Genomic DNA, 24,806 nt, shown 5'->3' on the forward strand with positions numbered 1-24,806 from the left:
TGGAGGGACCAGCGTGAGCGATCGAGTAGAGACCCTGCGGCGGGTCCCGTTCGTCCTCTCCGCCGCTCGTTCGGCGGGGAAGCTGGTCAACCACACGCTCCCGGAGCTGCTGCGTCCCGACCTCGATCCCGACGCGGTCGATCGGTCCGCGGTCGATCCCGCGAGCGCCGCGCCGGCGGCCTGTTTCGGACCGGGGGCGCGCGACGAGACGGATCTGCCCTTGCGTCCCACCGAGATCGCGGCCGCGCGAAATCCGGCGTTCACGGCGGAGGACGTGACGGACTTCGGGTCGGTGGACTTCGTCGCGGACCCGTTCATGCTCCCCGGACCGGAGCGCTGGCACCTCTTCTTCGAGGTGTGCAACTACGCACGCGACCCGGACGCCGTGATCGGCCACGCGACCAGCCCCGACGGGCTCCGCTGGGAGTACGACCGGGCCGTGTTGAACACCGGCGAGCACCTCTCTTTCCCCTACGTGTTCGAGTGGGAGGGAACGCGCTACATGGTTCCCGAGGAGGGCGGATCGGCGGGCCGGTCGGTCCGGCTCTACGAGGCGACCGACTTCCCCCACGAGTGGGAGCCCCGCGCAACGCTCGTGTCGGCGGACCACCGCACCGACGACACGGTCGTGTTCAGGTGGGGCGACCGCTGGTGGCTGCTCGTCGGGGACAGCGACGTCGCGGGGCTCCGGGCCCACCACAGCGACTCGCTCGTCGCCGACGACTGGGAGCCCCACCGGGACAACCCGATCGTCACCGACCGCCCCGCCGCGTTCCGGCCCGGTGGCCGCCCGGTCGTCGGGTCCGACGGGATCGTCGTCTTCTTCCAAGACTGCGACCATCGGTACGGCGAGGCCGTCCGCGCGTTCGAGATCACGGATCTGGGGCCGGAGCGCTACGCGGACGAGGAGCGGCCGGAGTCGCCGATACTCGAGGGCACCGGCGCCAGAGTGGGCTGGAACTCGGGTCGGATGCATCACGTCGACCCGTGGTACGTCGACGGTCGCTGGCTCTGCGTCGCCGACGGCAACGTCGCCAACAGCGCGGTGTTCACCGGCCGACACTGGGCGCTGGGGATGTACTCGGCCGACTGATCACACTGGTTATCGACGGACCGCGTCGGCGACCCGCGACCCGAGCGTCGCGGCCATGCCGAACGCGTCGGCGACGAACGGCAGCGGGTCGTCGGCCGAGAGCAGGTCGAAGTTCGGGTTCCGGTACAGCGAGGTCCCCACCGCGAGGACCTCGCGACCGATCGGGGGCGGGTCGCCGTGGCTGTCGGCCCGAAGCACGTTGTAGAGGTACGCGAACTCCCCGCTGAGCAGGTGCGAGCCGACACCGACCCGGTAGTCGGGCACGCCTCCCTCCGGGCGTCGCCCGTCGGCGAGGGCGGCGTGGTGACGGGGGAAGTCGACGCCGGCGTGCACCGGCAGCGCAAGCGACCCCCAGAATCGGGGGTTGATCTCCATGAGCCGGAAGGAGCCGTCGCGCGCGTCGCGCCGGAACTCCACCATCGCCGGGCCGTGCCAGTCCAACGCCGACAGGAGCGCGGTGCCGTGCTCCCGCAGCGTCTCGACGTCGACCGCCTCCCGGTAGACGCTCGCGCCGCCGGAATACGTGAAGCTCCGGATCCGCTCGTGCTGGAACGTCGCGACCGGCTCGCCGCGGTCCATCAGCGCGAAGAACCCGAACTCGCCGCCGCTCGGCACGAACTCCTGAACGACGGGCACGTGGCCCATCTCGTCGACCACCGACTCGACCGGCGGTCGCTCGCCGGCGTCGAGGAGCCGGACGTCGGGCTCGTGAGACGCCTCTCCGTCCTCGTCCACGACGATTGTGTACCGCGGTTTGACGACCAGCGGCCCGTCGTCGTCGGCCGGCCAGTCGGTGAGCGGTCGGGTCCGCGGGACCGGGATACCGAGGCCCTCGGCGATCGAGAAGAGGGTCTTTCGGTCCTGCGCGCTCCGGAGCGTGTCGAAGTCGGGCCAGACGGGGTCGAGGTGTTCCGAGAGCTCCCCGCGCCGCGACGCGAGGACGTACGCGTCCGCCTCGCGCAGCGGGAGGACCGTCGTCACCTCGTCGCGCGCGGCGAGGCGGACCAGCGCGTCGGCGTATCCCCCCATCGACTCGGTCGGGTCCGGGACGTGAACGACCTCCGCGCAGTGCTTCGAGGAGAGCGCCGGGGACCGCTGGCCGTCGGACGCGAGGACGGGCGCGAATCCCGCGCGGGCGAGCGACCGCGTCGCGACGACGCTGCTCTGAGTGCCGATCGCCGGGACGACCGCCGCCGGTCGATCGGCGGTCATCGCTCCGACTCCAGCGCGTCCGCGAGCCCGTCCACGCCCCGGATCACGCCGTCGTAGAGGGCTCGAAACCCGTCGAGTCCGCCGCCGTACGGGTCGTCGATCTCGTATCCCTCGCCGCCGAAGACCCCGAGGAACCGCGTCTTGTCGTCGAGGTCGCCGAACTCCCGGCGGAGGTCGGAGTAGTTGAGGAGATCCATCACCACCACCAGGTCGCTCCGTTCGATCAGCGCGTCGGTGGCCGGCTTCGAGCGGTGGTCCGAGAGGTCGACGCCGAGCTCGTCGGCCACCTGGATCGCGTCGTCCGGGCTGGAGCGGCCGGCCGTCGTCCGGAGCCCGGCGGAGTCGACGGAGAGCCCGTCGATCTCCCGGGCTTCGGCGACCGCTTCGAGGTACAGCTCCGCGAGGGGACTCCGGCAGATGTTCCCGTAACAGAGGAACAGCACCTCGGAGGTCCCGGACGCGGCGCCGTCGGGCAGCGACGCGTCGAGGACCGGGGGATCGCGAGCGAGGCGCAGGCGCAGGCGCTGGGTTTCGATACCGGCGTGGTTCCGTGCGGCCGAGAGGTATGTGCGAATCATTGGGTTGTGCAGATCACTGGGTTGGGCGGTCGACGGCCGGTGTCTTCGGGTGCGACCGACCGGTCGCGACGATGAATATCGAAGGAGAGCGGCCCGAGAGGCTTCGTTACCGAGACGCTAATCCGCGGGTTGAGGGTCGCGTCGGTCGACGGACGACCGCCGATCCGCCGGTATCCGGTGGATACCTTTACCGACCGCAGACGGAGGGGCGGTCGAGCCGTATCGAATGTACTCCATCCTCGCGAGCGCCGTCAACCACCCGGACACGATCGAGCGCTACAACGGTCTGTTCAACCACCGCATCCTCCGATCGCTCGCGGAGGCCGGCGTCGGCCTGAACGCCGTGTCTCCCCGACCCTTCGCCCCGCCGGTCGGCCCGTACGCCGAGTACGCGTCGATCCCGACCGTCGAGGACTGGGGGGCGTACGACGTGCATCACCCCCGGTTCTGGTACCTGCTCCCCAAGCGGTTCTTCTACGGGCTGGCCGGAGACTCCTTCGCCCGCCGGGTCCCGCCGTACGCGGATCGGGCGTTCGAGACGCCGGACGTGGTCCACGCCTGCCACATCTACCTCGACGGGTACGGCGTCCTCCCCTACGTCCGCGAGCACGACCTCCCGCTGTTCGTCGTCGCGCACGGGACGATCCTCAACACGTACGACGACCTCGCCCGCGGGGTCCGCGAGCGCGTCCGCGAGACGCTCGACGAGGCGACCGGGGTCCTCTGCGTGAGCGACGCGCTGGCCGAGCGGGCGCGCGAACTGACCGACCCCGAAGCGGTGTCGACGGTACCGCTCGGCGCCGACCCGGAGCGGTTCCCCGTCGACCGGCGCGAGGAGCTCCGGCGCGAGCTCGGCGTCGACCCCGACGCGACGGTCGTCCTCTTCGTCGGGCAGTTCCTGAAGCGCAAGGGCGTCGAGGAGGCGATCGAGGTCGTCCGGCGCGTCGACGACCCGGACGCGACGTTCGTCTTCGTCGGCCACGGCGGGAACCTCGGCGACGAGGTGCGCGACGCGCTCGCGGAGACCGGGCGGTCGCCGCGGCTCGTGTTCGACGGTCTCCCCCCGGTCGCGCTCCGCCGGTGGTTCGCGCTCGCCGACGCGCTGTGGCTGCCGAGCCACACGGAGGGGCGCCCCACCGTCGTCTACGAGGCGATGGCGAGCGAGACCGCCGTGTTGGCCTCGTCGGTCGGCGGGGTCCCCGAACAGGTGGTCGACGGCGAGACCGGTCTGCTGATCGAGCCGACCGACGTCGACGGGCTGGAGGCCGGGCTCCGGTCGCTGCTGGCGGACCGGGACCGCACCCGAGAGATGGGGCGGGCGGGCCGCGACCGGCTCTTGGAACAGGGGTGGACGTGGGAGGCGCACGCCGAGCGGGTCCAGCGACTCCACCGGGAGGCGATCGAATGACGGATGCAGAGGGGGAAGCGACCGATCGCTCCGTCCTCGTCTTCACCTCTCACCGACCCGAGGAGGTCGTCGAGCCGCTCCGCGAGACGGACCTCGACGTGGCCGTCGTCAGCGTCAGCGATGACGGCTCGCTCCCCTCGCGGGCCGTGACCACCGTCCGGCGGACGCGGCGCGCGCTCGCGGACCACGACCCCGACGCGGTCCTGCTCGACTGCTACGAGGCGATGGGCGCGCTGGTCACGCTGCTGGCGGACCGCCGCGGCGTCCCCCTCGTCGACCGGCTCGTGGGCGACACGTGGCTGCGGTTCGAGAACGGGATCCGAGAGGCGACGGCCGACGGGGAGTGGGGACGCGCCGCCTCCTACCGGGCGATCCTCGCGGTCGACGAGTTCGTCTTCTCCCGCGCGAGCGGGTTCCTCGTCGTGTCGGACCAGCTCGGCGAGGTCGTCCGCCGGCGGACCGGCTGTCCCCCGGAGCGGATCGGGACGGTCCCGGTGCCGGCGCCGGGAGTGAAAGGGGGGAGTCCGGCTGGCGACGCGGGCCGGTTCGGCATCGACGCGGGCCGCGTCCTGCTGACGGTGACGAACCTGAAGTACCGCGCGAAGCTCCGGGGGGTCGAGACGGCGCTGGAGGATCTCGTCCCCCTCCTCGACGCCGACCCGGACCTCGCGTACGTCATCGCCGGCGGCGGCGAGTACGTCTCGGAGCTCCGGGCGACCCTCGACGAGCGCGTCGACGACCCCGACGTCCGGCGGCGGATCCACGCGCTCGGGTTCGTCGACGGCGTCGCCGATCTGTACGCGCTGGCGGACGCCTTCGTCTACGTCTCGTACCTCGACGGCTACCCGCGCGTCGTCCTGGAGGCGCAGGAGGCCGGCCTGCCGGTCGTCGCGAACGACGCGTTCGGAATGCGCGAACAGGTGACGGACGGCGAGAGCGGCTCCCTGATCGATCCGGAGGAAAGCGGGGCGCTTCGCGAGGCCGTTTCCGCGCTTCTGGAGGACCCGGAGCTTCGGCGGCGGTACGGAGAGCGCGGTCGGGACCGGGTCGCACGGGAGAATTCGCCCGCGGTCGTGGGGGGGCAGTTGGAGACGTTTCTTCGAAAATTCGTGGCGGAGATCGACTGATCGGCGTCTTTTCGGGTGAAAACGGCTGCTCGGCTCTGTTGGAATTCAATTGTCCAGGTATCTCCTCAAATGAAGCAATCGGTCGATAGGAACTGTGTGTTGACTGCCAGCAGTTCTACCGGTTCAGAGAGCCACTCCGATAGCCGCGTGAGATACAACGCGCGTATCGATCGCCGATCGTGTCGACCGCCGAGTTCTCAGTCAGAAAGTACGGAAGTTGCAAACCGACTTATCTGCGTCGTGCTTCTTTTCGCACTCTGTCAATGAATTTTCGCGTTTTGGGTGAATTGCGGGCGACGTTCAGCTCTATAGATACATCTGGATTCGGCGTGGTAATTACATATCCCGTTGATTTTTGTAAATATGAAGCTACAATAATAAATAAACCACCGAGAATTGATAAGAGTCCAAGAAGTTCTGAACCAGTAACTACAAGAGACATGATAATCCCCCCTACTATGAAGGAACCGCCCGTTATGAGTTGCACTATGATATTATCCGTCTTTTCATCGACACCAACTATCTGATCGAGCGAGATATCAGATAATTGGTTAGAAGACAAGTTCGACGTTGTTGCGATAACCCGCGAATCCGTCAGATAGTATTCCATATCAGTCGAATCAAAAACGCTCTTTGACTTAGTCGAAAGTTTTAATATAATATTCTCGTTTTCAAGCAAAAAGTTCGGCCTGTCGTTGAGTTGATTGTTTGATTCGGATTGCTGTTCTGTGGACATATGGTTACCAACAATAAATTCTCATATTTAAAGGTTTTTGCTGTTACATTTTCGACCTAATTGAGAGCTAAATCAGGCCTGTGCTGAATTCATCTCCTGTACTGACCGGAGGGGGAGGCGGACATTCTCTAAGGATTTTAACAGAACCGGCTGCTTGACGCTGACGGATGTACGTGACGCAGATCGATGGCGCGGCCGTTTATCGACGATTGGCTGCAATCCGGCGGTGGAAGCCTCCGAAGCGCCGATTGATCGCTTATAAGCGGTTGCTGTCGACAGATCGACGGCGGACACCTCCAAACCCCAGTTGCTCGGTTATAAATGATTGACTGTCGATCGACGGCGAACACTTCCAAAGCCCCAGCCGCGAGGCGGGCGCACGCTCGCTGCGGTCCTCTCTCGGTCGCTCACCGTGTTCGCTCCCTCGTTGCGGTCCTTGCTTCGCCTGCGCCCGCCTCGCGGCTGCCCCTTTGAATCCCACCCGCCCGCAACCGCACCGCCGGAAGACGGTCACGCGGTTTCACCGCGTGAGTAAGCGAGACCTTCGGTCTCGCCTTGGTCCTGCTCGCTCACTCCGTTCGTTGCGCGGGCTGCGACTTCTGTGCTCCCGTTCGCTCCCGTCGGTCGCTCACGGGACCGCAGCCTCACGCCTCCCCAGCCTCGTCGGCCGGCGCTTATAAGCGCCGGCCGACTCCCTCGCGCGTGCTCCTCGGCCGCGAAGCGGCCTCGCAGGCACGCGCCACCGCATAGTTACTTATAAGCAGTCGTTTGCAATCGAGGCGAAGCACAGATCGCTCAGTGCAACTCGTGTTCCGTAGAGCAAATTCCGACGACTAGTCGCCGGTCTCCGCCCCGAAATTCATCCCCCACCAGAACAGGAAAAGACCGACGAGCGAGGCGATTCCGGTTGCCAGACACGCGAACACACCGATTCTGATCGCTCCGATGGCTTTTCGATATCGGTGCGGGAGCAGTTCTGACACGCTCCACAGCAAGGCGGATATCCCCGAAAAGACCAGTATATAGCGTTGCGCGCCGCCTGATTGGATGGATTCGATGTTGAACAGCGAGTGGAGCGAGATGATCCCGCCAATCAGGAGGAGCGTCAGCGTGGTACGCTTCGAGAGGACGCTCCCGTATAAATACGTCTTCGACCGGGCAGCGATCGCTGATGTCATGTTCCGGAAACTGTTCATTTAATCATCATACAGAATGCGAGAGTAAATACTTTGTACGCGTCTTTCAGCGACTAACTGTGTCGAACACGAATGCGTCTGCAGAATCGGTTTCAACGGAGCCGATCGGTTAAATACCGTATCGACTGCGAACGCAGCCGGTTCTCGCCCTGCTTAGCGCCCGCCTATTCGTTTCCTGAGTCGACAGTCAGGAGCGTCCGCACCTTCTCGCCGGTGGGCTTCGTGACCGCGATCATCGGCCGAAGTCGCTCCTTCCCGTACTCGGGGAAGTAGGGGGACTCCGTGAGTCGCACGCGCTCCGTTCCGGGGAACCGGATCGACGCGATTCGGTCCCCGTCGGCGCGGATCGCGAGCCCCTCAGTCCCGGACCGAAGCTCGCTTTCGGGGTCCGGCTCGGCGTCCGGCGCCGCGTCGGCGGGGGGCACGGGCGACCCGCGCACGTCGACGCTCGGGTGGAAGTGGTAACGGACCGTGTACGTCGCGTCCGGAGCGCCGGTGACCCGGTCGATTATCCGCCAGCCCGTCGCCGTCTCTCCCTCGGACGCCGGTTCCGGTGCCGAGTCCGACGCCGCCCCCCTCGTCGCCACCGATCGGCGGTGTTCGTACGCGGGGCCGCCGAGCGAGTTCCGGGCGTGGCTGGCGGCGATCCGGTCGTGCTCGTCGGCCTCGACCGCGACGCTCGTGCGCTTGCCCAGCATGTAGCTGCCCGCGGTCGGGATCGGCTCGACCCCGTCGTACTGCGCGGTGTTGTGGGCCGCCGCGCTGCGGGCGTACTGCCGGCGGGCGTTCGCGCCGTAGTCGTACACGCCGGTGTCCGCGAGCACCTGTCGACCGTCGATCCACAGCAGGACGCCGAGCTGGTCGTTGTGCGAGTGCGCCGGGAGGTGCGGCGGTCCCACGTCGCCGACGTCGAAGAGGAGGGTCCCGTCGCCGGCGGAGATCGTCCGGTAGCCGGAGCCCTGGGGATGACGGCGCGACCGCGTCGTCGGCGTCAGCGAACAGGCCCGACAGTACGCCAGACAGGAGGCCGCGCGGATCGCTTCCCCGTGGACCGAGTCGTTCAGCAGGGGGATCTCCCCCGTGGGCTCGACGAGCGACGAGAGGAACCCCATCCCGTGTTCGGCGACCGTCTCGACGGCGGTCGTCGGGCGCCCGACCGCGGACAGGAGGTCGGCCGCGGTCGCGTACCGCCGGAGGACCGTGACGTGGTACATCGGGCTCCGCTCGAAGTGGCCGCCGTCGGCGAGAAACTGCTCGTTGCCGGCCCGCTTGAGGATCTCTCGGCCCGACCGTATCCACCCGGTGCCGTGGTCCCGGAAGAGCACGCCCGCCGCGATCAGCGCCGCGGCGTTCTCGATCAGGTGGTTGCCGCCGATCTCGTGTTCGACGTGGTTCGCGAGGAACAGGGCGTTCCGGTAGATCATCCGGACCAGCCGGTCGGGGACCTCGGTCCCGTCGTCGCCGTCGCACCAGGCGACGTAGCGGGACCAGGCGAGTATCCGGAGCGACACCGAGTGCGGCGTCCACGACCGGCGGAGGTACGCCGGCTCGCCGATCGGGTTCGACGCGTCGAAGTCGGACGCCTGCGCCTCGAGCCGCGACCGGACCCCGTCGAGCCCGGTCGGCGACTCGTGACCGAGCGCGAGCCGCTCGAACCCCTCGAACGAGGCGAGCTTCAGCCGCCAGAAGATCGGCTCCTCGTCGATCGCCGCGCGGTCCCAGTCGATGTCGTCGCCGAAGTCGATCGTGCGGTCGAGAAACGTGTACCGCCCGGCCGCCGCCTCGTCGGCCATCGTCCGGTAGTCGGCGCGCTCGGCCTCGGAGAGGCTCTCCCGGAGCCGGTCGAGGTTGGCGCGGATCGGGCCGGACGTGACGGAGAGGTCGTCCGGGACCCGCCGGTCGTACCGCTCGTCGAAGTCGACCGGGAGCCGCGGGACGACGGCGTGTCGGAGCCGGCGTTCGGCGATGCCGGCGAGCTGGATCGGTTGCATGTTGGCTATCGTGTGAAACGCGACCGACCAGTCCTCGGGGCGGCGGAGAAGTCCCCGACCGTCGTCGGACCCGTCCCGACTTCGGCCCGAATCGGTGCGTCTCCACGCGGGTTCGACCGTCGTGTCTCCGCGGGTCGGCGCATCTCCGCGGGCCGGCGCACCCCCCTCGGTCATCCGTCGCTCCGGGGATGTCCGGGACGGGTCGCTCATCGGCCGGCCACCTCGTCGAGGATCCGGGCGAGCTCGCCGGCGACGACCCCGCGGTCGTACCGCTCTACCATGTGCGTTCGCCCGCTGGCGCCGAGCTCGTCCCGGCGCTCGACGTCCGACAGCAGGGAGTCGAAAGTGGTCGCCAGCCGCTCCGCGTCGTTGGCGACGAACACCCCGCCGCCCGACTCGTCGATCAGCGTCTCGATCTCGCCGACGCCGGTGGCGACGACGGGGAGCTCGCAGGCCATGTACTCGTACGCCTTCGTCGGCACCGCGTACTCCAGCGTGTCGTCGCGCTTCAGCGGAGCGACCCCGATCATGGCCTCGCCGAATATCCCCGGGACCGTCTCTCGCGGCACGAGCCCGGTGAACTCGACCCGGTCGGTCACTCCGGCCTCGTCGGCCAGCCGTTCCAGCCGTTCTCTCGTGTCTCCGTCGCCGACGATCCGAAGGGTCGCGTCGTCGGACCCGACCGACGACATCGCCCGGATGCAGGCGTCCAAGTCCTGCGCGTGGCCGACGTTTCCGGCGTACACGATGGTCGGTTCGCGGTCAACGTCGGTCGGTCGGAACTCGTCGGTGTCGACCCCGTTGGGCAGGTGGCGGACGGAGTCCCCGTCGAGCCCGTACCGGTCGACGAGGTCCTCGCCGAGGACCCGCGTCGTGACGGTGACGCGGTCCGCAGTCCGGAGGACGGTCCCCTCGTACCACCTGCTCGCGCGCTCGATGACGCCCCCGCCGTCAATGAATCCGAGGCCGACGGCGGCGTCGATCCAGAGGTCCCGGACGTCGACGATCCACGGCGTGTCCGTCAACAGGCCGAACGGGAGCCCGGCCAGCCCGGTGAAGATCGGCGGGGAGGAGGTGACGATCGCGTCGTACTCGCGGTGGTTGACGAGCAGCCACAGAAGCGCGTGGAGCGGGAACAGGACGTAGTAGGCCATCCGAGCGAGGAAGCCCGGGTCTTCCGACGCCGGCTGCCATGCCCAGAGCCGGTGCGCGGTGACGCCGTCGACCGTCTCCGTCGTCTTGCGCTTCCAAGAGCGGTCGAACTGACCGTGCGGGAACGCCGGCGGCGGGGCCACCACCGTGACGTCCCAGTCGCCCTCCGCGAGGTGCGAGCAGGTGTCGCTCACCCGTGAAGCGTTGCCGGACCGGTCCGGCGGATAGTGCTGGGAGACGACGACGACGCGGGGGGAATCGTCCGCCATCCGTTATCGCGTCCGCGAGGTCGGTCGGGTCGCCCCGGACCGCCGGGTCGGGGGGCGTTCGGCGAGCTGTCCGCGACCGATCGACGGGTCGGTCGGCCGCGCGGTCGGCTGATCGGTCGGCCGTCGACTGAGCGAGGCGAGCTGTGGGTTCATGATCGGAGCGATCGCGCGTCCCGATCGGACGCGGCGTGTCACTGTCCCGGGGTACTCCCCTCTGGGACATTGTTACGGACTCGATAAGCCGTCGCGGAAATCGTCCTACTCTCCACGGGTGAGCGTGTCGAGGCCCGTCTCGAGGTCGACGGTCGGCTCGTAGCCTAGTCGCGCGCGCGCTCGGGAGACGTCCGCCCTGCTGTGTCGGACGTCGCCCTCGCGGGCGTCGGTGTGGACGATCTCCGAGTCGCTCCCGACGGCCTCCCGCACGCGCTCCGCGAGCTCGGCGATCGTCACCGACTCGCCCGTGCCGACGTTGTACCCGACCCCCACCGCGTCGGTCTCGGCCGCGAGGCGGTTCGCCCGGACCACGTCGTCGACGTGGACGAAGTCGCGGGTCTGCTGGCCGTCTCCGTGGACCGTCAGGGGGTCGCCGCCGCGAGCCTGTTCGAGGAACGCGTCGATGACGCCGGCGTAGTCGCCGCCGGTCTGACCGGGGCCGTACACGTTGAAATACCGGAGCGCGACCGTCTCCACGCCGTACAGCTCGTGGTACAGCCGGGCGTAGTGGTCGGACGCGAGCTTCTGGAGCCCGTACGGCGAGGTGGGCGCGAGCGTCGCCGTCTCCGGAACGGGGTCGCTCTCGGGGTCGCCGTAGATCGCGGCGCTCGACGCCAAGACGACGCGCGCGTCGTGCTCCCGTGCGGCCTCCAGCACGCGCAGCGTGCCGGTCGCGTTGACGGAGTGGCTCTCCAGGGGCCGTTCCACCGAGTCGGCGACGCTCACGAGGGCGGCCTGATGGAACACCACGTCGACCCCGGCGACCGCCTCGTCGAGGACCGCTCGGTCCCGGATGTCGCCTTCGATAACCCGGACGTCGTCCGGCACGTCGGTCCCCGGGTTCACGTCGAGGACGCTGACCTCGACGTCACCGCGGAGCGAGTCGACGAGCGCGCCGCCGATGAATCCGTCGCCTCCCGTAACGAGCACACGCTGTGCGTCCATGATGGGTCCCGGTTGGCCCGACGTCGGGTTTAGTAGGCGGTCCTTTCGAGGGGAGAAGCGGGGGGCGCGACACCAAAGCGAAGCGTGGGGCAGACCGGCGTCGGAGCGGCTCAGCGTCGACAGCGACGCGGCGTCGGCAGCGGCTCAGCGTTGGCGGGAACTCCGCGCCGGCAATGGCGCCGCGTGGCGGTCGCTCGGTGTTTAAAAGGGGGACCCGGTGGTTGCAATACACAGGTGCTGGCACACAAGCTGGTTTTGCGACCGGAGTCCCGTTTTCGACTACGCGGGCTAGCGGTATTAACCTTGTTGGAAGTCCGCGATGTGTGTTCACTTGACATCCCACCGCGGCGGAAGTCGCGGTCCGTCGCCGCGCGGTTCCGAAGCGCCGGTAGTTATGTCGGCCCGCGACGGAGCCCGTTCCATGGGAACTCCAGGCGAGGGCGCACGCGAATCCGATCGCGTCGGATCGGTGGAACTGATCCACGTCAGCCCGGAGACCGGCGGCGATCCCGAGTCGCGCGACTCGGTCGAAGCGGTCGCCGGTCGCGGACTCGAAGGCGATCGGTACTACCGGGGCGAGGGGATCTACAACGAACGGGAGGACCTCGAACCGAGCGACGTGACGCTCATCGAGGCGGAGGCGCTCGCCGCGGCGCGCGAGGAGTACGGCGTCGAGTTCGAGCCGGGAGCGCACCGGCGGAACGTCACGACCCGGGGAGTGGCGCTCAACCACCTCGTCGGCGAGCGGTTCCGCGTCGGCGAGGCCGTCCTGGAGGGGCTCGAGCTGTGCGAGCCGTGCGGGTACATGCAGTCGCTCGCCGACCAGCCAGACGCCGCGGAGGCGCTGAAACACCGCGGCGGACTCGACGCTCGGATCGTCGAGTCGGGAGCGATCGGCGTCGGCGACGACGTGGTCTGGTGACCCGTCTCAGGTCGCGCTCCGCGAGGATCGATCCGCGGGTAACCGGAGCCGTCCGTCGACGCGGCTACGAGACTCGGACGAACTTCACGGTGCCGCTCTGTTCGACCGTGATGCGGTAGCCGTTGTACGTGAATTCGACCGACATCTGTGCCTCCGGTGCCGGCGGGTCCGAGTACAGGTTCAACAGCATCCCGTCGATGCAGTTGTACACCGCCGGCAGTTCGTTCACCGGCGTTCCCTCGAGGTCGGAGACCGCTTCCGCTATCGCGGCGGCCGGTTCCTCTCTGTCGGTGTCTATCTCTCGGTGAATAATCTCGTCGTCGTGGGGTTCCGTCACGTACAACTTCACCCGACCGACGGGAATCAAACTACCACTTTCGTGTACAACCATTTTTTACACTCTATTTAATAGTAAATTGATAGATCAGATTGGACGAACAACCAAAAATCTGATTCGTAAGCGACGACCGCCGCTCGATGCAATGGCCTTTCCGTGTGGCACGTCTCGCGTTCGTATGACGATAGAAACCGGCGACTCCGTGACGCTGGAGTACACGGGACGACTCGACGACGAGACAGTGTTCGACACCTCTCGGCAGTCCGTCGCCGAGGAGACGGGCCTCGCCGAGGCCCAGCCCGAACGAGAGTACGCGCCGCTGACGGTCGAGATCGGCGACGAACAGGTCATCGAGGGGATGGAAGAGGGGCTGATCGGACTCGAGGCCGGGGAGACCGAGACCCTGACGATCCCGCCGGAGAAGGCGTACGGCGAGCCCAGCGAGGACCAGATCCAGGAGTTCGAAACCGACGAGCTCCGAGAGATGCTCGGCGGCCAGACCCCCGAGGAGGGCGCCTACCTCGAGGCGCAGAACGGCAGTCAAGGCGAGGTCGTCCACGTCGACGAGGAGGTCGTCCGCGTGGACTTCAACCCCCGTCTCGCCGGCGAGACGCTGACGTTCGACGTCGAGATCGTCGAGGTCAACTGAACGCCGCGGTCAACTGAACGCCGCGGACCGCGTCACTCGACGGTGACGCTCTTCGCGAGATTCCGCGGCTTGTCGATCGGCCGAGAGAGCTCGTCCGCGGCGAGGTACGAGACGAGCTGGAGCTGGACGTTCGCGAGGACGCCCGCCACGTCGGGATGGGTGTCCGGAATTTCGAGGACGTGGTCGGCGTACTCCTCGATCCGGTCGGTGCCCTCGGCGGCCACCGCGACCACGGGCGCGCCGCGGGCGCGGATCTCCTTGACGTTGTGGAGCGTCTTGGTGTCGTCCCGGCCGGTGAACACGGCGAACACCGGCGTGTTCTCGGTGACGAGCGCCAGCGGCCCGTGTTTGAGCTCCGCCGCGGAGAACCCTTCGGCGTGGTCGTAGGTGATCTCCTTGAACTTCAGCGCCCCCTCCAGCGACACCGGGTGGCCGACCCCCCGACCGATGAAGAAGTACGAGTCGCTGTCGTGGTACTCGGCGGCGACGTCCTTTGCCGCCGACTCGTCGAGGATGCGCTGGACGTCGTCCGGCAGCACCGAGAGCGCCTCTAAGAGCTCCGCGGTCGCCCGCGGGGTCCCGCCGGTGATGTCGTGGCTCAGCCGCTCGCTCAACAGGAGGAGTGTCGCCACCTGCGAGGAGAACGACTTCGTCGCGGCCACGCCGATCTCAGGGCCGGCGCGGATGTAGACGGTGTCCTCGCACTCGCGGGTGATCGTCGATCCGACGACGTTCGTCACCGCCAGCGTGCGCGCGCCGGTCCCCTGAATGCTCCGGACGGCCGACAGCGTGTCGGCGGTCTCCCCGCTCTGGGTGACCGCGATCACGAGCGTGCGGTCGTCGGTCGGCGGCGGGCTCGACCCGTACTCGCCCGACAGGAACGTCTGCGCCGGAATCCCCCGGTCGGCGAGCAGCGTCTGCGCGTACAGCGCCGCGTGGTAGGAGGTGCCCATCGCGACGAGGTGGACCGACTCGATCCCGTCGAACGCGTCGTCCGCGAGCTCCTCCAGTTCCACGCGTCCCTCCAGCGGGTCGCTTCGCCCCCGGATCGACTGTCGGAGGGCGGTCGGCTGCTCGTAGATCTCCTTGAGCATGTAGTGGTCGTAGCCGCCCTTCCCCGCGTCGTCGGGGTCCCAGTCGACGATCTCGACCTCGCGCTCGACGGCGACGCCGTCGGTGTCGGTGATCTCGTAGCCGTCCGGGTCCATGACGACCACGTCGCCGTCCTGCAGGTAGACGACCTCGTCGGTGTACTCTAGGAAGGCCGGCACGTCGCTCGCGAGGTAGCAGCCGTCGTCGGACCGGCCGAGCACCAGCGGGGATCCGGACCGGGTCCCGTACACGGCGTCGCTTCCCTCGAAGACCGCGGCGAGCGCGTAGCTCCCGGAGATCCGATCGACCGCCCGCCGGAACGCCTGCTCGGGGGAGTAGCCGGCCGAGAGGAGCTCCTCGATCAGGTGCGGCACGACCTCGGTGTCCGTCTCGCTCGTGAACTCGTGGGTCGAGAGCTCGTCTCTGAGCTCGGTGTAGTTGTCGATGATCCCGTTGTGGACGACCGCGACCTGTCCCAGGCAGTCGATGTGGGGGTGCGCGTTCGCGTCGGTCGGCGGGCCGTGAGTCGACCATCGGGTGTGACCGATTCCCGTCGCGCCTCGCAGCGTGCTCGACTCGACCGCCTCGCACAGCTCGTCGATCTCGCCGGAGCGCTTGATCACGTCGAGCCCGTCCGCCGTGACCGTGGCGATCCCGGCGGAGTCGTAGCCGCGGTACTCGAGGTTGCGGAGCCCCGAGAGGAGCTCGTCGACCGCGTCGTCCGTCCCGACGCGGGCGGTGATCCCGCACATCAGCCCATCACCTCCGCGCCCTCGGGAACGTCGTGTCTAAGCGCGACGCCGGACCCGACCCTCGCGCGCGGTCCGACCCGACAGCCGGGGGTGACCGTGACGTTCGACCCGACCGTCGCGCGGTCCGCGACGATGCCGCCGAGCCGGCGGTCGGTGTACTCGACGCCGTCCAACACGAGCGTCGCGGACCGGCCGGGCGAGACCGTGCCGTCGCCGATCGTCGCGCCGCCGCCGACGATCGTGTCCCGGAGGACCGCGCCCGCGCCGATCCGGGCGTCCGGCCCGACGATGGAGCCCTCCACGACGGCGTTCTCGCCGACGGTGGTGCTCGCGTGAAGGCACGTCCCGCTCCGGACGACCGCGCCGGCGGAGACCTTACAGTCGGGGCCGACGAGGACGTGGTCGCCGATCACCGCCGACTCGTGGACCCGCGCGGAGTCGTCCACGGGCCGGTCCGCGGCGACGAGCTCCGGGTGGGAGTACAGGAGCGTCTCGTTGGTCTCCAGTAAGTCCCACGGGTACGAGGAGTCGAACCAGACGCCGTTCGGCGTGGCGGCGACCACGGGCCCCTCGAGCTCGGCTATCGCCCCCGTGAGCGGTCGCTCGCCGTTCTCGAACTCGGTCCGATCGAGCGCGCCGAAGATCGACTCGTCGAACGCGTAGACGCCGGTGTTGACTCGTCCGAACTCGTCGTGGCCGCCCTCGTCGATCCGCTCGACGAGGCCGTCGCGGACGCCGACCCCCCCGTACTCGGTCGCGTCGGTCGCCGAGGCCACCGCCAGCGCGGCGGTGGCGTCCGTTTCCGCGTACCGCTCCGCGGTTCCGCGCACCATCGCCTCGTCGATGACGTTGTCCCCGTTCACCACGAGGAAGTCGTCTCCGACGCGGCCCGCGGCGACTTGGAGGGCATGGCCGCTACCCAGCTGGCTCTGTTGGGTAAGGTACGTGATATCGAGGTCGCGGTAGTCGTCGCCGAAGTGGTTCTGGATCCGCGTCTTCGCGTGGCCGACGACCATCGCGACCTCCTCGACGCCGAACGCCGCGAGGGCGTCGAGCGGGTACTCCAGTATCGGCCGGCCCGCGACGCGGAGCATCGGCTTCGGCTGGTACCGGGTCAGCGGCCGGATGCGTTTCCCCTCGCCCGCGGCGAGGACGACCGCCTGATCGAAGGAACTCATCGGCGCGTCGCACCCTCCCGAACCGTCTGCGAGCGATCGACGTCCGCGGTGCGAACGGCTGCCCGGCTACGGTTCCGGGCTCCGAAATAAGGTCGGACCATGCCCTGCCTGGAGTGCCGGCACTGATTGTAATGCGGAACCTTTCGGCCGACTCGCGGCGTCGCGGGTTACGCGCGGACCCAGCCAAACCGGTTAGGACCGTCCTACTGTTCGAGCGACAGGTATCCCTCCCGATCGATCGATGAGTACTCCTCACGATCGGGTACGAGAGCCGTCGAGCGCCCTCGATCCGCAGATCGAGCGCTACGCGGCCGTCACTGAAGGTCTACCGTGACCGCGTCGTCGGTGACGGTCACGACGTAGCCGCAGTAGTCGAACGAGAAGGAGACGCCCGACCGTCCGGCGCGGTCGTCGTCGAACAGGGCGTCGAACGCTTCGGGGTCGATCACGTCGCTCAACATGGGGAGATCTCCGGGGGACGCTCCCTCCGCCTCGGCGACGGCTCGTACGACCGCGACGGTCGCGGAGGTCTCGCCTTCCATCGAAACTCGAGCGATCGGTGAACTAGGGTTCGAAGCCGACGTGCGCCGGCATATCGCGTCGGAAGAAGTCATGGGTGGTGTGCCTCACTGGCAGTAACGACTCGTTTTTATAAACACTATCGGTTCGCTCGTCGATCCGAACGCGATATCGCCTTCGTGAGGGCTCAAAACGTTGTTTATCGAATGTGTCGTTACCCGTGACTGTGGTGACGATCGAGACCTTCGCGACACATCTGAGCGGCCGAGTACCGTCTGGCGTATGATAAGTGTACCATATCTATTTTAGACGTTATATAGCAAAGTCTACCCCTCCCTAATCAGGAGTCGTACCGCAGTCGGACGTGAACGTCCCTGACCCCGGGCGGCCCGCCTCCACTGTGGTACCGGTCCTCGCCTTTCCGTACTCCCCCGTCTCGTTTTTTTCGCTCCCCGCAGTCGGAACTACCGTTGCGATCGATCGAACGCCCCACTAGAGCGACTCGTCGGCCGTCTCCGCCGACGGAGTCCGTCAGCCTCTCTCCGCGACGGTCGGACGCTCACGACCCCGCCGTCGGCGTTCGGCGGTCGACCGTCGCGGCGCGGTCGGCTCGAACGGCCTCCGTGCCGGCGACGAACGCGCGGTCGACGGTCGGCGTTCCGTTCGGGTCGACGAGGATCAGGTCCGCGCGTGCGCCGACCTCGATCCGGCCTCTGTCCTCCAGCCCGGCGGCCTCCGCGGGGTTGCGAGTGACGCGGTTCACGCGCGTCGACAGCGACTCGCCGGTGTCGACGAACGGGGCCGCGAGCAGCGACGGCGGGTGGTAGTCGGCACAGAGCACGTCGACGAGCCCGTCGTCGATCGCGTCGCGCGCGCTGAGGTTGTCCCAGAGGCTCCCGCCGCGGACCAGGTTCGGAGCGCCCATCACCGTGTCGAGGCCGAGGTCGGTCGCGCGCCGTGCGGCCTCGCGGGTGAGCGGGTACTCGCTGATGTCGGCGTCGTGGCCCGCCACCCGCTCCACGTCGCGCGGCGACTCGTCGTCGTGAGACGCCAGCGACACCCCGGCGCGCCGCGCGAGGTCGGCGATCCGGCGGATGCGGGCGTCGCGGTCGTCGCGGTCCAGCGACCGCCGCGTCTCGATCACGTCGTCGACGGACTCCGCCGGCCAGTTGCGGTCCTCGACGTAGTGGCGCTCGAACTCCTCGTCGTCGTACTGCCCGTCGCCGGGGGCGTGGTGCATCACCGAGAGGAGGTCGACGCCGAACCGCTCGATGACGCCCTCGACGGCCTCGACGCTCGCGTCCGCCAGCTCGCACCTGGCGTGCAGCCGGTTGTCGCCGAGGGTGTACTCCTCCCGACTGATCTCGGCGGCGATCTCCTCGGCGGTCCGGAGCGTCCGGCCGTCGTCGGGCGACTCCTCGAACGCGACCGCGTGGAACTTTGTCGTGACCCCGTTGAGCAGGTTCGCGCGGTCGGCCGCCGTGAGCGCGGTCCGGACGTCGACGTCGGCGCCCGCCCGCGGGGCGCGGTGGTGCTCGATGTCGTCGCCGTGGAGGTCGATTATCCCGGGCATCACGACCCGGCCGTCGGCGTCGACGGTCGTCGGCCCGGACGAGCCGCTCGGTCCTCCCCGGTCGACGCGGGCGATCCGGTCGCCCGCGATCACGACGCGCCCGTCCTCGACGACTCCCGAGGGCGTGACGACGCGGCCGTTTCGGATCTCGACGAACTCGGTCATCGCCGGGTCACCTCGTTCGTCTCGGTCGATCGGATCGTCCCGGTCGCCGGAGCGCCCGTCGCGTCCGTATCGGTGGAAGGGCTGTGCATGGCCCCACCGTTATCACAGCCAAATCTTTGTTAAGCGGTGACAACTGGGACCCTCGACGCCAGACGGGCCGAGTAGGCGGGGACTACCGTCACCGATGTGGTGTGATCACTTGAGTGAACGATCTAGGTTATACGTTCGGGAAGCGTGTCATTTCACACCCATGTTCCTGCGAGCGAATGTCCCGTCCAAACATGGTGGGACAACGAATGCACTCAGAAACTCAGCCGACCTCGACCGAGACCTTACTCCGAACCGTTGCGAACCCCGAGCGGCGGGCGATACTCCGCCACCTGTGCGAGACCGATAGCCGCGCGGTCGACGTCGACGACCTCGCGGCGGCGATCGAATCGCGCGAGCGCTCGGCCGACTCCGGGACCGCTCGGACGGCCATCGAACTGCGCCACACGCACCTGCCGATGCTGGCGGACGCAGACGCGATAACGTACGACCAGGGGAGCGAGGTCGTCACCTACCGCAGCGACGAGGAGACCGAAGCGCTTCTGGAGTTCATCTCCGAGCGGCTTGAGTGAGGTACCGGTCCGCCCACGTCGACGCCAGTTCGTCGGTTCGGCACCGGCGAGACCCTCGGGGAGCATCTTCTCGCGTTGACATCCTCTCCGCCCTGAAGGGCGAAGATTCCCACGGCCCCGAACCGCTGGTTTGGGGTGTTTACGGTTTGTAGCTGTCCCGGTGACCGCCACTGGCTGTGCCAATCAGCCGGTACTCCTATCCCGGCATGGGATTCAGAGGTACTTCTTACTGTACCCGAACACTACAACAGAAAGGGTGCTTTCTGTGTGTGGTCGGGAATCCCGATATTGTCCGATTAAGTGGGCGGATAGACCGCCTCGGATAACTATTAATACAACGATCACTCAGTTAAAACACCCGACCAGAAGTTCGTGGTTGCTGGAGAGAATTGTCGGATTCACCCCCGCGCTGAAGCGCGAGGCTTTCTCCTTGACTCTCAGTAACCGACCCCACCCTACTTCGCTCGCCCTGAAGGGCTGGCTCGTTGAGGGTGTCGTCAGAACGCGTTGCGTTCTGACTGCTAACCAGAAATCGGAGATTTCTGGTGATGGGGCTTTGATGTGGTCCTCGCCGTCAGTTGACGCGACGGAGCGTTTTGTGCGCCCCGCCTACCGAACGCCCTTCGAGGTCGACGAACCCACCATTTGGGGCCGGGCTACTGCGGCCCGTACTGCGCGGGACTTGTGCCAGCACAGCACTAACTGGTAGTACGGGAGGCTGCAACTTAACGGCTGCTCAGTACCATGTCGGTTTCCTCTCCGGCCTACTCGCTCCCTCCGGTCGCTCCGTGACGCCGGAGGCTCCACCTCGAAGTATGCTGAAACGGGGTTTCGACGGGGCCGTCTCAGGCCGATCCATAGCGGATCGTCACTCCCCTCCCGACGGCGACTGGGCCGACCCGTCTCTCCGGGTGTCGGCGACGCCGACGTAGCCGCCGTCGTCTCTGACCACGATGGACTGCGCGTTACCGATGGACTCGACGATCGAGACGTCGTGACCGGCGGCGTTCAGTTCCTCGACGACGCCGTCCGGAACGCCGTCCTCGGCCTGCACCCACGTCCCGGTCGCGGAGTACACGCGCGGCTCCGCGACCGCCGCCTCGACGTCCATGCCGAACTCGGCGACGTTGAGGAGTATCTGGGAGACGGTGTGAATGATCGACCAGCCGCCGGGGGAGCCGACCGTCATGAAGGGGTCGCCGTCGCGCGTCACGATCGTCGGGCTCGTACTGCTGAGCGGGCGCTTCTCCGGCTGGACCTCGTTCGGACCGCCGGGGGTAGAGTCGAAGTCCGTGAGCTCGTTGTTCAGCACGAACCCGCGTCCGGGGACCATGATCCCCGATCCGAACAGCTGCTCGATGGTGCTGGTCCACGAGACCAGGTTCCCCTCGTCGTCGGCGGTCGTGAAGTGGGTCGTCTGCCCGGGATGGCTCACTGCGCTGTGCGTGTGGGCGCCCGAGGCGTCGTGCGTGTGCGCGCCCGACGCGTTCTCTCCGGTACCCCCCTTGACGTCTCTCGGGCTCGTGTAGTACTGTTCGCCGGGCTGGTACGCGAAGGGGTCGCCGGGCTCTCGGGTCGCGTCGGTCGCCTCCTCCGGATCGATGATCTCCCGGCGTTCGTCGACGTACTCGTCGTCGAGCATCCCCTGCCACGGGAGGTCGACGAACTCCTCGTCGCCGAGGTACTCGTTGCGGTCGGCGAACGCGAGCTGGAACGCCTCGATCAGCCGGTGGTACACGTCGAACGACCGCCGGTCGTACTGCGCCAGATCGAACGGTTCGAGCAGCGCGAGGATCTGCGCGATGACGTAGCCGCCTGAGGTCGGCGACCGCATCGTCCGGACGGTGATCTCGTGGGCGTCGCCCTCGTAGGTGTGGTGGGTCGGCCGCGTGATCTCGACGTTGTATCGACCGAGGTCGTCGACGGTCATGCTCCCGCCGGTCCGACGGTAGCGCGACGCCCCCTGGACCGTTTCGGCGATGTCCGCCGCGATCTCGCCCTTGTAGAACGGGGCGATCCCCTCGTCGCGGATGGTGCGAAGGGTGTCGGCGAGATCCGGCTGGACCAGTTCGTCGCCCTCCTCTAGGGGCTCGCTGTACGGCGCGAACACCTGCTGGGCGGTCGGCGTGAGGGCCCCGTCGTCGACGTTGTCGGCGATCGAACTCGCCAGGAACTCGTCGACGGTGACCGATCGTCCGTCGGGCGCGGCCAGTTCGATCGCGGGCTGGATCAGCTCGCTGAGCTCCGTCCGACCGAACCGCTTGACGGCCACGTCGGCCGCCTTCAGCGTCCCGGGGACGCCGACCGCCTTACCGTTCGTGTGGCGCGCCAGGAACGGGACCTCCTCGCCCTGCTCGTCTAAGAACATGTCCGGTTCGGCGCCGATGGGCGCCCGCTCCCGGTTGTCGATCGCGGTGATCTCGTCCTCCTCGGCGCTGTAGACGAGCATGAACCCACCGCCACCGATCCCCGACGAGTGGGGCTGGACGACGTTGAGCGCGAACTGGACGGCGACCGCCGCGTCGACCGCGTTCCCCCCGTCCTCGAGGACCTCCACGCCGGCTTCCGTCGCCTGCGGATGGACGCTCGAGACCATCCCGCCGGTCGACTCCGCCACCGAAGCGTAATCGGTCGCGTTCGACGGCGTCACGGCCGCGCGACCGGCCCCGACCGGGAACACCCCCGCACCCAGCGTGACGCCCGCACCCTGCAGGAACGTCCGTTTCGTCGCCGTAACGCCCTCCGTCGAGTCATCGGTCGAGTCGTCCGCCGAATCGTCCGATCTTGTAGGATTATTGTCTTGTCCCATAAGCGATTATTTTGAGCCGTCGTGATAAAAATTCACATTCGTCTACTTAAAAGAAAATCACGGAAGCCGAACTATCTTCGATCTCGAGGAGACCTCGAACGGAAACCCGTGTGTACGCGGAATCGCGTATCTCTGGGCAGGAACACTGCAGCGGGAACCGATCGCTAATCCTCCGCAGATCGGTTTTTCGAATCACTAATCGGAGGGTAGAGCCCGTGAAATCGACCTGAGGTCGCTACCGAGACTCCCGCTGCTCCACCTCGTTCAGGTAGCTGAAATCCATACTGGATTCTCTGGAATAGTGTCCAACAACACGTCCAATACGACAGAATTCAGGATACAAAGGGCGTGTATCGGTGGCGTATTTAAATAAGATGCCCTTGCACTACGGAGAGTCGTTCCGATCGGCTAGCGCGTGTCTAACGAGTCGATCACTTCGGATCGGGTTGCTCGTTATCGCGTTGCTGTCGAAGCGTGGACTGCGCCCGCTCGACGTAGGAGTTTGACGACCAACTGCGAGCGTCACTCATCTCGGCCAAAAACTCGTCGGCAGCGTCCGGCGAGATCGCGTCGTTGCGAACCAGTGCGGTGAGGAGGATGGGCGTCGTGACGAGGCGGGTCTCGGCCAGCGAGGCGTGGACGAGTGCAAGTCGATTGAACTCGTCACAGAGCAATTGCACGGCGTCGATATCGTTCGCCAGCGTGACCGCCGCGTTCTCCCCGTCGTCCAGCGGGAAGGTCTCGTCCAGTTCGATGGAATGAGTCTCCAACGCAGAGCGACGGTCGAGAACCGCCTGTGCCGCCTCACCGGATGCGTCGTCGTAGGACGCCGTCTCGATGAGTTCGTCGACGACCTGCTCTGGGACGACCACGGTGTGCGAATCGATGAGAAGGTCGAGTGGATTCGGTGAGGTGCCCACCACCGTCCCGAGGGTTACGAGAGCCGACGTGTCGGCGACTATCAGAACCATCTACGAGTCGGCCAGCTCCTCCGCGACCTCGTCCACGAATTCGTCGGCCAGTTGCTCTTTCAGCAGTCGGAAGTTGGCGGCCTCCTCGTGCCCGACGAGGTCTTTCAGTTCCTCGAACGTGATGTCGTCGTCGTAGAAGGCCTCCGCGATCTCCTGTTTCACCTCGTCGGAGTGCGCGGCGTTCCGCAGGTAGTCCCGAAGCGCGGAGATGAGGATGTCCGTCCGATCCGTCTCGAACACCGCAGCGAGCGCGTCGGCCCGGTTTACCAGCCCCCTCGGTGCACGGAACTGGACGCGCTTCTTTTTGGACTCGGAGCTCATATGTGTACATTGTGAGTGTAGGGGCAAAACGCTTGCCCCCTTACCACTATCACATCGTTCGGAGCCACCGAACCCGGGCAGGTTTTTTTAATCGAGCCTGAATCGAAAACGCAGCTATCGGAAGAAATTTCGAGGACTAACTGGGCTCAATGCGGCTTGTATCGTCGAATGTCGAGCTATCGACTCTCTCTTTGCTCCACTTTGTTCAGGTATCTGAAATCCATGATATATTCGAGAGAAAATAATTCTGTGGGTAATAGTGGGTAAGGCTTATCCAGAAGTGGGTCGTAGTGGGTAACATGACGAAAGTGGATGCTCACGACCTGCGAACTAACGAGACCGACGACCGAGGTCGAATCTACCTCGGGACGGAGTACGCGAACAAGCGCGTGACCGTCGCCGTCGTCGAAGTCGAGTCTAACCGGCCCGACGAGGACGAATTAGCCGCCGCGTACCGCAGTGCTTCCGAGAGCGCCGACCATCTCGCTGAGGAGTGGGAGGGGGCATCTGACGAGGCGTGGAACGGACTCGATGAATGAGCGATGATACCGAGGTTCGGCGTGGCGATGTCGTAATCGTTCGTCTCGACTCTGCCGAAGGCCGTGAGATGAAAAAGACTCGACCTGCGGTGGTTGTGCAAAACGATATTGGAAATCGCAACTCCAGTACGACCATCGTTGCTCCGGCGACGGGTACGCATCGAGGCTACCCGTTCGAGGTGTTGGTCGAAGAGGACGGGTCACCGTTCGAGAAGGACTCCTCAGTTCGCCTCGACCAGATTCGCGTCGTCGCTATCGAAAAGCGGATTCACTCGGTTGTCGGGAGTCTGAGCGAGTCGACCATGGCCGAGGTGGACGAAGCGCTGAAACTGAGTCTCGGGCTGGATTGAGTCACCGATTTCCGGGGTAACTACGCCTTCGACCGCCGTCTATCAGTCTTCGCGTGATTCCCTTTGGGAAGCCTTGTTCAGGTCACAAA

The 24,806-nt window shown here is 66.8% G+C and carries 23 protein-coding genes; 8 read left to right on the forward strand and 15 right to left on the reverse strand.

The features are described from left to right. Positions 1-13 precede the first annotated feature (13 nt). Entirely contained in the window at positions 14-1,093 is a 1,080-nt protein-coding gene (locus EDM04_RS10880; protein ID WP_123621975.1) for a hypothetical protein, read from the forward strand. 9 nt (positions 1,094-1,102) lie between these two features. On the opposite strand, the gene EDM04_RS10885 is transcribed toward EDM04_RS10880, so the two are convergent. Then, positions 1,103-2,305 carry an ATP-grasp domain-containing protein gene (locus EDM04_RS10885; protein ID WP_123621977.1) on the reverse strand — a complete coding sequence of 401 codons (1,203 nt, stop codon included), beginning with the start codon at positions 2,303-2,305 and terminating at the stop codon, positions 1,103-1,105. Beyond that, the gene (locus EDM04_RS10890) at positions 2,302-2,883 is read right to left on the reverse strand and encodes a low molecular weight protein-tyrosine-phosphatase (RefSeq protein WP_123621979.1); all 582 of its coding nucleotides are present in this window, start codon (positions 2,881-2,883) and stop codon (positions 2,302-2,304) included. Before EDM04_RS10890 ends, EDM04_RS10885 begins: the two co-directional genes overlap by 4 nt. A 226-nt stretch (positions 2,884-3,109) precedes the next feature. Here EDM04_RS10890 and EDM04_RS10895 point away from each other — a divergent pair, with 226 nt between their 5' ends. Further along, positions 3,110-4,291 (forward strand): glycosyltransferase family 4 protein, encoded by a 1,182-nt coding sequence (locus tag EDM04_RS10895; protein WP_123621981.1) that lies wholly within the window; start codon positions 3,110-3,112, stop codon positions 4,289-4,291. Beyond that, positions 4,288-5,418 carry a glycosyltransferase family 4 protein gene (locus EDM04_RS10900; RefSeq protein ID WP_123621983.1) on the forward strand — a complete coding sequence of 377 codons (1,131 nt, stop codon included), beginning with the start codon at positions 4,288-4,290 and terminating at the stop codon, positions 5,416-5,418. Before EDM04_RS10895 ends, EDM04_RS10900 begins: the two co-directional genes overlap by 4 nt. A 229-nt stretch (positions 5,419-5,647) precedes the next feature. Here EDM04_RS10900 and EDM04_RS10905 read toward each other — a convergent pair whose 3' ends face one another. From EDM04_RS10905 to EDM04_RS10925, 5 genes are all read right to left on the reverse strand, one after another. After that, entirely contained in the window at positions 5,648-6,154 is a 507-nt protein-coding gene (locus EDM04_RS10905) for a hypothetical protein (RefSeq protein WP_123621985.1), read from the reverse strand. A gap of 833 nt (positions 6,155-6,987) precedes the next feature. Next, entirely contained in the window at positions 6,988-7,350 is a 363-nt protein-coding gene (locus EDM04_RS10910) for a hypothetical protein (protein ID WP_123621988.1), read from the reverse strand. A 164-nt stretch (positions 7,351-7,514) separates the two neighbouring features. Continuing rightward, positions 7,515-9,551: an alginate lyase family protein gene (locus EDM04_RS10915; protein WP_123621990.1), complete on the reverse strand. Its 2,037-nt coding sequence runs from the start codon at positions 9,549-9,551 to the stop codon at positions 7,515-7,517. Further along, on the reverse strand, positions 9,548-10,762 hold the full coding sequence (locus EDM04_RS10920; protein ID WP_123621992.1) for a glycosyltransferase family 4 protein: 1,215 nt from the start codon (positions 10,760-10,762) through the stop codon (positions 9,548-9,550). Before EDM04_RS10920 ends, EDM04_RS10915 begins: the two co-directional genes overlap by 4 nt. Positions 10,763-11,020: 258 nt before the next feature. Beyond that, the gene (locus tag EDM04_RS10925; protein ID WP_123621994.1) at positions 11,021-11,920 is read right to left on the reverse strand and encodes an NAD-dependent epimerase/dehydratase family protein; all 900 of its coding nucleotides are present in this window, start codon (positions 11,918-11,920) and stop codon (positions 11,021-11,023) included. Positions 11,921-12,341: 421 nt separating this feature from the next. Here EDM04_RS10925 and EDM04_RS10930 point away from each other — a divergent pair, with 421 nt between their 5' ends. Beyond that, positions 12,342-12,842, forward strand: coding sequence for an MOSC domain-containing protein (locus EDM04_RS10930; RefSeq protein WP_123621996.1), 501 nt, complete (start codon positions 12,342-12,344; stop codon positions 12,840-12,842). Between the two features lie 64 nt (positions 12,843-12,906). On the opposite strand, the gene EDM04_RS10935 is transcribed toward EDM04_RS10930, so the two are convergent. Next, positions 12,907-13,179, reverse strand: coding sequence for a HalOD1 output domain-containing protein (locus EDM04_RS10935; RefSeq protein WP_123621998.1), 273 nt, complete (start codon positions 13,177-13,179; stop codon positions 12,907-12,909). Positions 13,180-13,381: 202 nt separating this feature from the next. Between EDM04_RS10935 and EDM04_RS10940 the strand changes: the two genes are divergently transcribed. After that, a complete protein-coding gene (locus EDM04_RS10940; protein ID WP_241154895.1) occupies positions 13,382-13,828 on the forward strand; it encodes a peptidylprolyl isomerase in 447 nt (148 codons plus the stop codon). 32 nt (positions 13,829-13,860) lie between these two features. Here the strand turns inward: EDM04_RS10940 and glmS are convergent, their stop codons facing one another. The 4 genes from glmS to EDM04_RS10960 form a co-directional block, all read right to left on the reverse strand. After that, positions 13,861-15,672: a glutamine--fructose-6-phosphate transaminase (isomerizing) gene (gene glmS, locus EDM04_RS10945; RefSeq protein WP_123622002.1), complete on the reverse strand. Its 1,812-nt coding sequence runs from the start codon at positions 15,670-15,672 to the stop codon at positions 13,861-13,863. Continuing rightward, the gene (locus EDM04_RS10950; RefSeq protein WP_123622004.1) at positions 15,672-16,850 is read right to left on the reverse strand and encodes a sugar phosphate nucleotidyltransferase; all 1,179 of its coding nucleotides are present in this window, start codon (positions 16,848-16,850) and stop codon (positions 15,672-15,674) included. Before EDM04_RS10950 ends, glmS begins: the two co-directional genes overlap by 1 nt. A gap of 314 nt (positions 16,851-17,164) precedes the next feature. Next, the gene (locus EDM04_RS10955; protein WP_123622006.1) at positions 17,165-17,392 is read right to left on the reverse strand and encodes a HalOD1 output domain-containing protein; all 228 of its coding nucleotides are present in this window, start codon (positions 17,390-17,392) and stop codon (positions 17,165-17,167) included. Between the two features lie 536 nt (positions 17,393-17,928). After that, complete coding sequence (locus EDM04_RS10960) at positions 17,929-19,107, reverse strand: alpha-D-ribose 1-methylphosphonate 5-triphosphate diphosphatase (protein ID WP_123622008.1); 1,179 nt, start codon at positions 19,105-19,107, stop codon at positions 17,929-17,931. A gap of 296 nt (positions 19,108-19,403) precedes the next feature. Here EDM04_RS10960 and EDM04_RS10965 point away from each other — a divergent pair, with 296 nt between their 5' ends. After that, on the forward strand, positions 19,404-19,727 hold the full coding sequence (locus EDM04_RS10965; RefSeq protein WP_123622010.1) for a hypothetical protein: 324 nt from the start codon (positions 19,404-19,406) through the stop codon (positions 19,725-19,727). 868 nt (positions 19,728-20,595) lie between these two features. Here the strand turns inward: EDM04_RS10965 and ggt are convergent. The 3 genes from ggt to EDM04_RS10980 form a co-directional block, all read right to left on the reverse strand. Further along, entirely contained in the window at positions 20,596-22,536 is a 1,941-nt protein-coding gene (ggt, locus tag EDM04_RS10970; protein ID WP_123622012.1) for a gamma-glutamyltransferase, read from the reverse strand. Between the two features lie 431 nt (positions 22,537-22,967). Next, positions 22,968-23,507: a hypothetical protein gene (locus tag EDM04_RS10975; protein WP_123622014.1), complete on the reverse strand. Its 540-nt coding sequence runs from the start codon at positions 23,505-23,507 to the stop codon at positions 22,968-22,970. Next, complete coding sequence (locus EDM04_RS10980; protein WP_206424452.1) at positions 23,508-23,828, reverse strand: hypothetical protein; 321 nt, start codon at positions 23,826-23,828, stop codon at positions 23,508-23,510. A gap of 299 nt (positions 23,829-24,127) precedes the next feature. Between EDM04_RS10980 and EDM04_RS10985 the strand changes: the two genes are divergently transcribed. Then, on the forward strand, positions 24,128-24,367 hold the full coding sequence (locus tag EDM04_RS10985) for a hypothetical protein (RefSeq protein WP_123622015.1): 240 nt from the start codon (positions 24,128-24,130) through the stop codon (positions 24,365-24,367). Next, positions 24,364-24,717: a type II toxin-antitoxin system PemK/MazF family toxin gene (locus tag EDM04_RS10990; RefSeq protein ID WP_123622017.1), complete on the forward strand. Its 354-nt coding sequence runs from the start codon at positions 24,364-24,366 to the stop codon at positions 24,715-24,717. Before EDM04_RS10985 ends, EDM04_RS10990 begins: the two co-directional genes overlap by 4 nt. The last annotated feature ends 89 nt before the right edge of the window (positions 24,718-24,806 follow it).

This window comes from Halorubrum sp. CSM-61 (assembly GCF_003781945.1).
In the GTDB taxonomy this organism is placed as follows: domain Archaea; phylum Halobacteriota; class Halobacteria; order Halobacteriales; family Haloferacaceae; genus Halorubrum.

What these genes read in the sequence shown, in the direction of transcription:
- EDM04_RS10955 (WP_123622006.1), bottom strand. Translation starts at nt 17,392, where the DNA reads ATGGAAGGCGAGACCTCCGCGACCGTCGCGGTCGTACGAGCCGTCGCC.
- EDM04_RS10980 (WP_206424452.1), bottom strand. Translation starts at nt 23,828, where the DNA reads ATGAGCTCCGAGTCCAAAAAGAAGCGCGTCCAGTTCCGTGCACCGAGG.
- EDM04_RS10885 (WP_123621977.1), bottom strand. Translation starts at nt 2,305, where the DNA reads ATGACCGCCGATCGACCGGCGGCGGTCGTCCCGGCGATCGGCACTCAG.
- glmS (WP_123622002.1), bottom strand. Translation starts at nt 15,672, where the DNA reads ATGTGCGGGATCACCGCCCGCGTCGGGACGGACGACGCGGTCGACGAG.
- EDM04_RS10925 (WP_123621994.1), bottom strand. Translation starts at nt 11,920, where the DNA reads ATGGACGCACAGCGTGTGCTCGTTACGGGAGGCGACGGATTCATCGGC.
- ggt (WP_123622012.1), bottom strand. Translation starts at nt 22,536, where the DNA reads ATGGGACAAGACAATAATCCTACAAGATCGGACGATTCGGCGGACGAC.
- EDM04_RS10900 (WP_123621983.1), top strand. Translation starts at nt 4,288, where the DNA reads ATGACGGATGCAGAGGGGGAAGCGACCGATCGCTCCGTCCTCGTCTTC.
- EDM04_RS10950 (WP_123622004.1), bottom strand. Translation starts at nt 16,850, where the DNA reads ATGAGTTCCTTCGATCAGGCGGTCGTCCTCGCCGCGGGCGAGGGGAAA.
- EDM04_RS10910 (WP_123621988.1), bottom strand. Translation starts at nt 7,350, where the DNA reads ATGAACAGTTTCCGGAACATGACATCAGCGATCGCTGCCCGGTCGAAG.
- EDM04_RS10905 (WP_123621985.1), bottom strand. Translation starts at nt 6,154, where the DNA reads ATGTCCACAGAACAGCAATCCGAATCAAACAATCAACTCAACGACAGG.
- EDM04_RS10920 (WP_123621992.1), bottom strand. Translation starts at nt 10,762, where the DNA reads ATGGCGGACGATTCCCCCCGCGTCGTCGTCGTCTCCCAGCACTATCCG.
- EDM04_RS10965 (WP_123622010.1), top strand. Translation starts at nt 19,404, where the DNA reads ATGCACTCAGAAACTCAGCCGACCTCGACCGAGACCTTACTCCGAACC.
- EDM04_RS10930 (WP_123621996.1), top strand. Translation starts at nt 12,342, where the DNA reads ATGGGAACTCCAGGCGAGGGCGCACGCGAATCCGATCGCGTCGGATCG.
- EDM04_RS10915 (WP_123621990.1), bottom strand. Translation starts at nt 9,551, where the DNA reads ATGAGCGACCCGTCCCGGACATCCCCGGAGCGACGGATGACCGAGGGG.
- EDM04_RS10890 (WP_123621979.1), bottom strand. Translation starts at nt 2,883, where the DNA reads ATGATTCGCACATACCTCTCGGCCGCACGGAACCACGCCGGTATCGAA.
- EDM04_RS10895 (WP_123621981.1), top strand. Translation starts at nt 3,110, where the DNA reads ATGTACTCCATCCTCGCGAGCGCCGTCAACCACCCGGACACGATCGAG.
- EDM04_RS10960 (WP_123622008.1), bottom strand. Translation starts at nt 19,107, where the DNA reads ATGACCGAGTTCGTCGAGATCCGAAACGGCCGCGTCGTCACGCCCTCG.
- EDM04_RS10975 (WP_123622014.1), bottom strand. Translation starts at nt 23,507, where the DNA reads ATGGTTCTGATAGTCGCCGACACGTCGGCTCTCGTAACCCTCGGGACG.
- EDM04_RS10990 (WP_123622017.1), top strand. Translation starts at nt 24,364, where the DNA reads ATGAGCGATGATACCGAGGTTCGGCGTGGCGATGTCGTAATCGTTCGT.
- EDM04_RS10985 (WP_123622015.1), top strand. Translation starts at nt 24,128, where the DNA reads ATGACGAAAGTGGATGCTCACGACCTGCGAACTAACGAGACCGACGAC.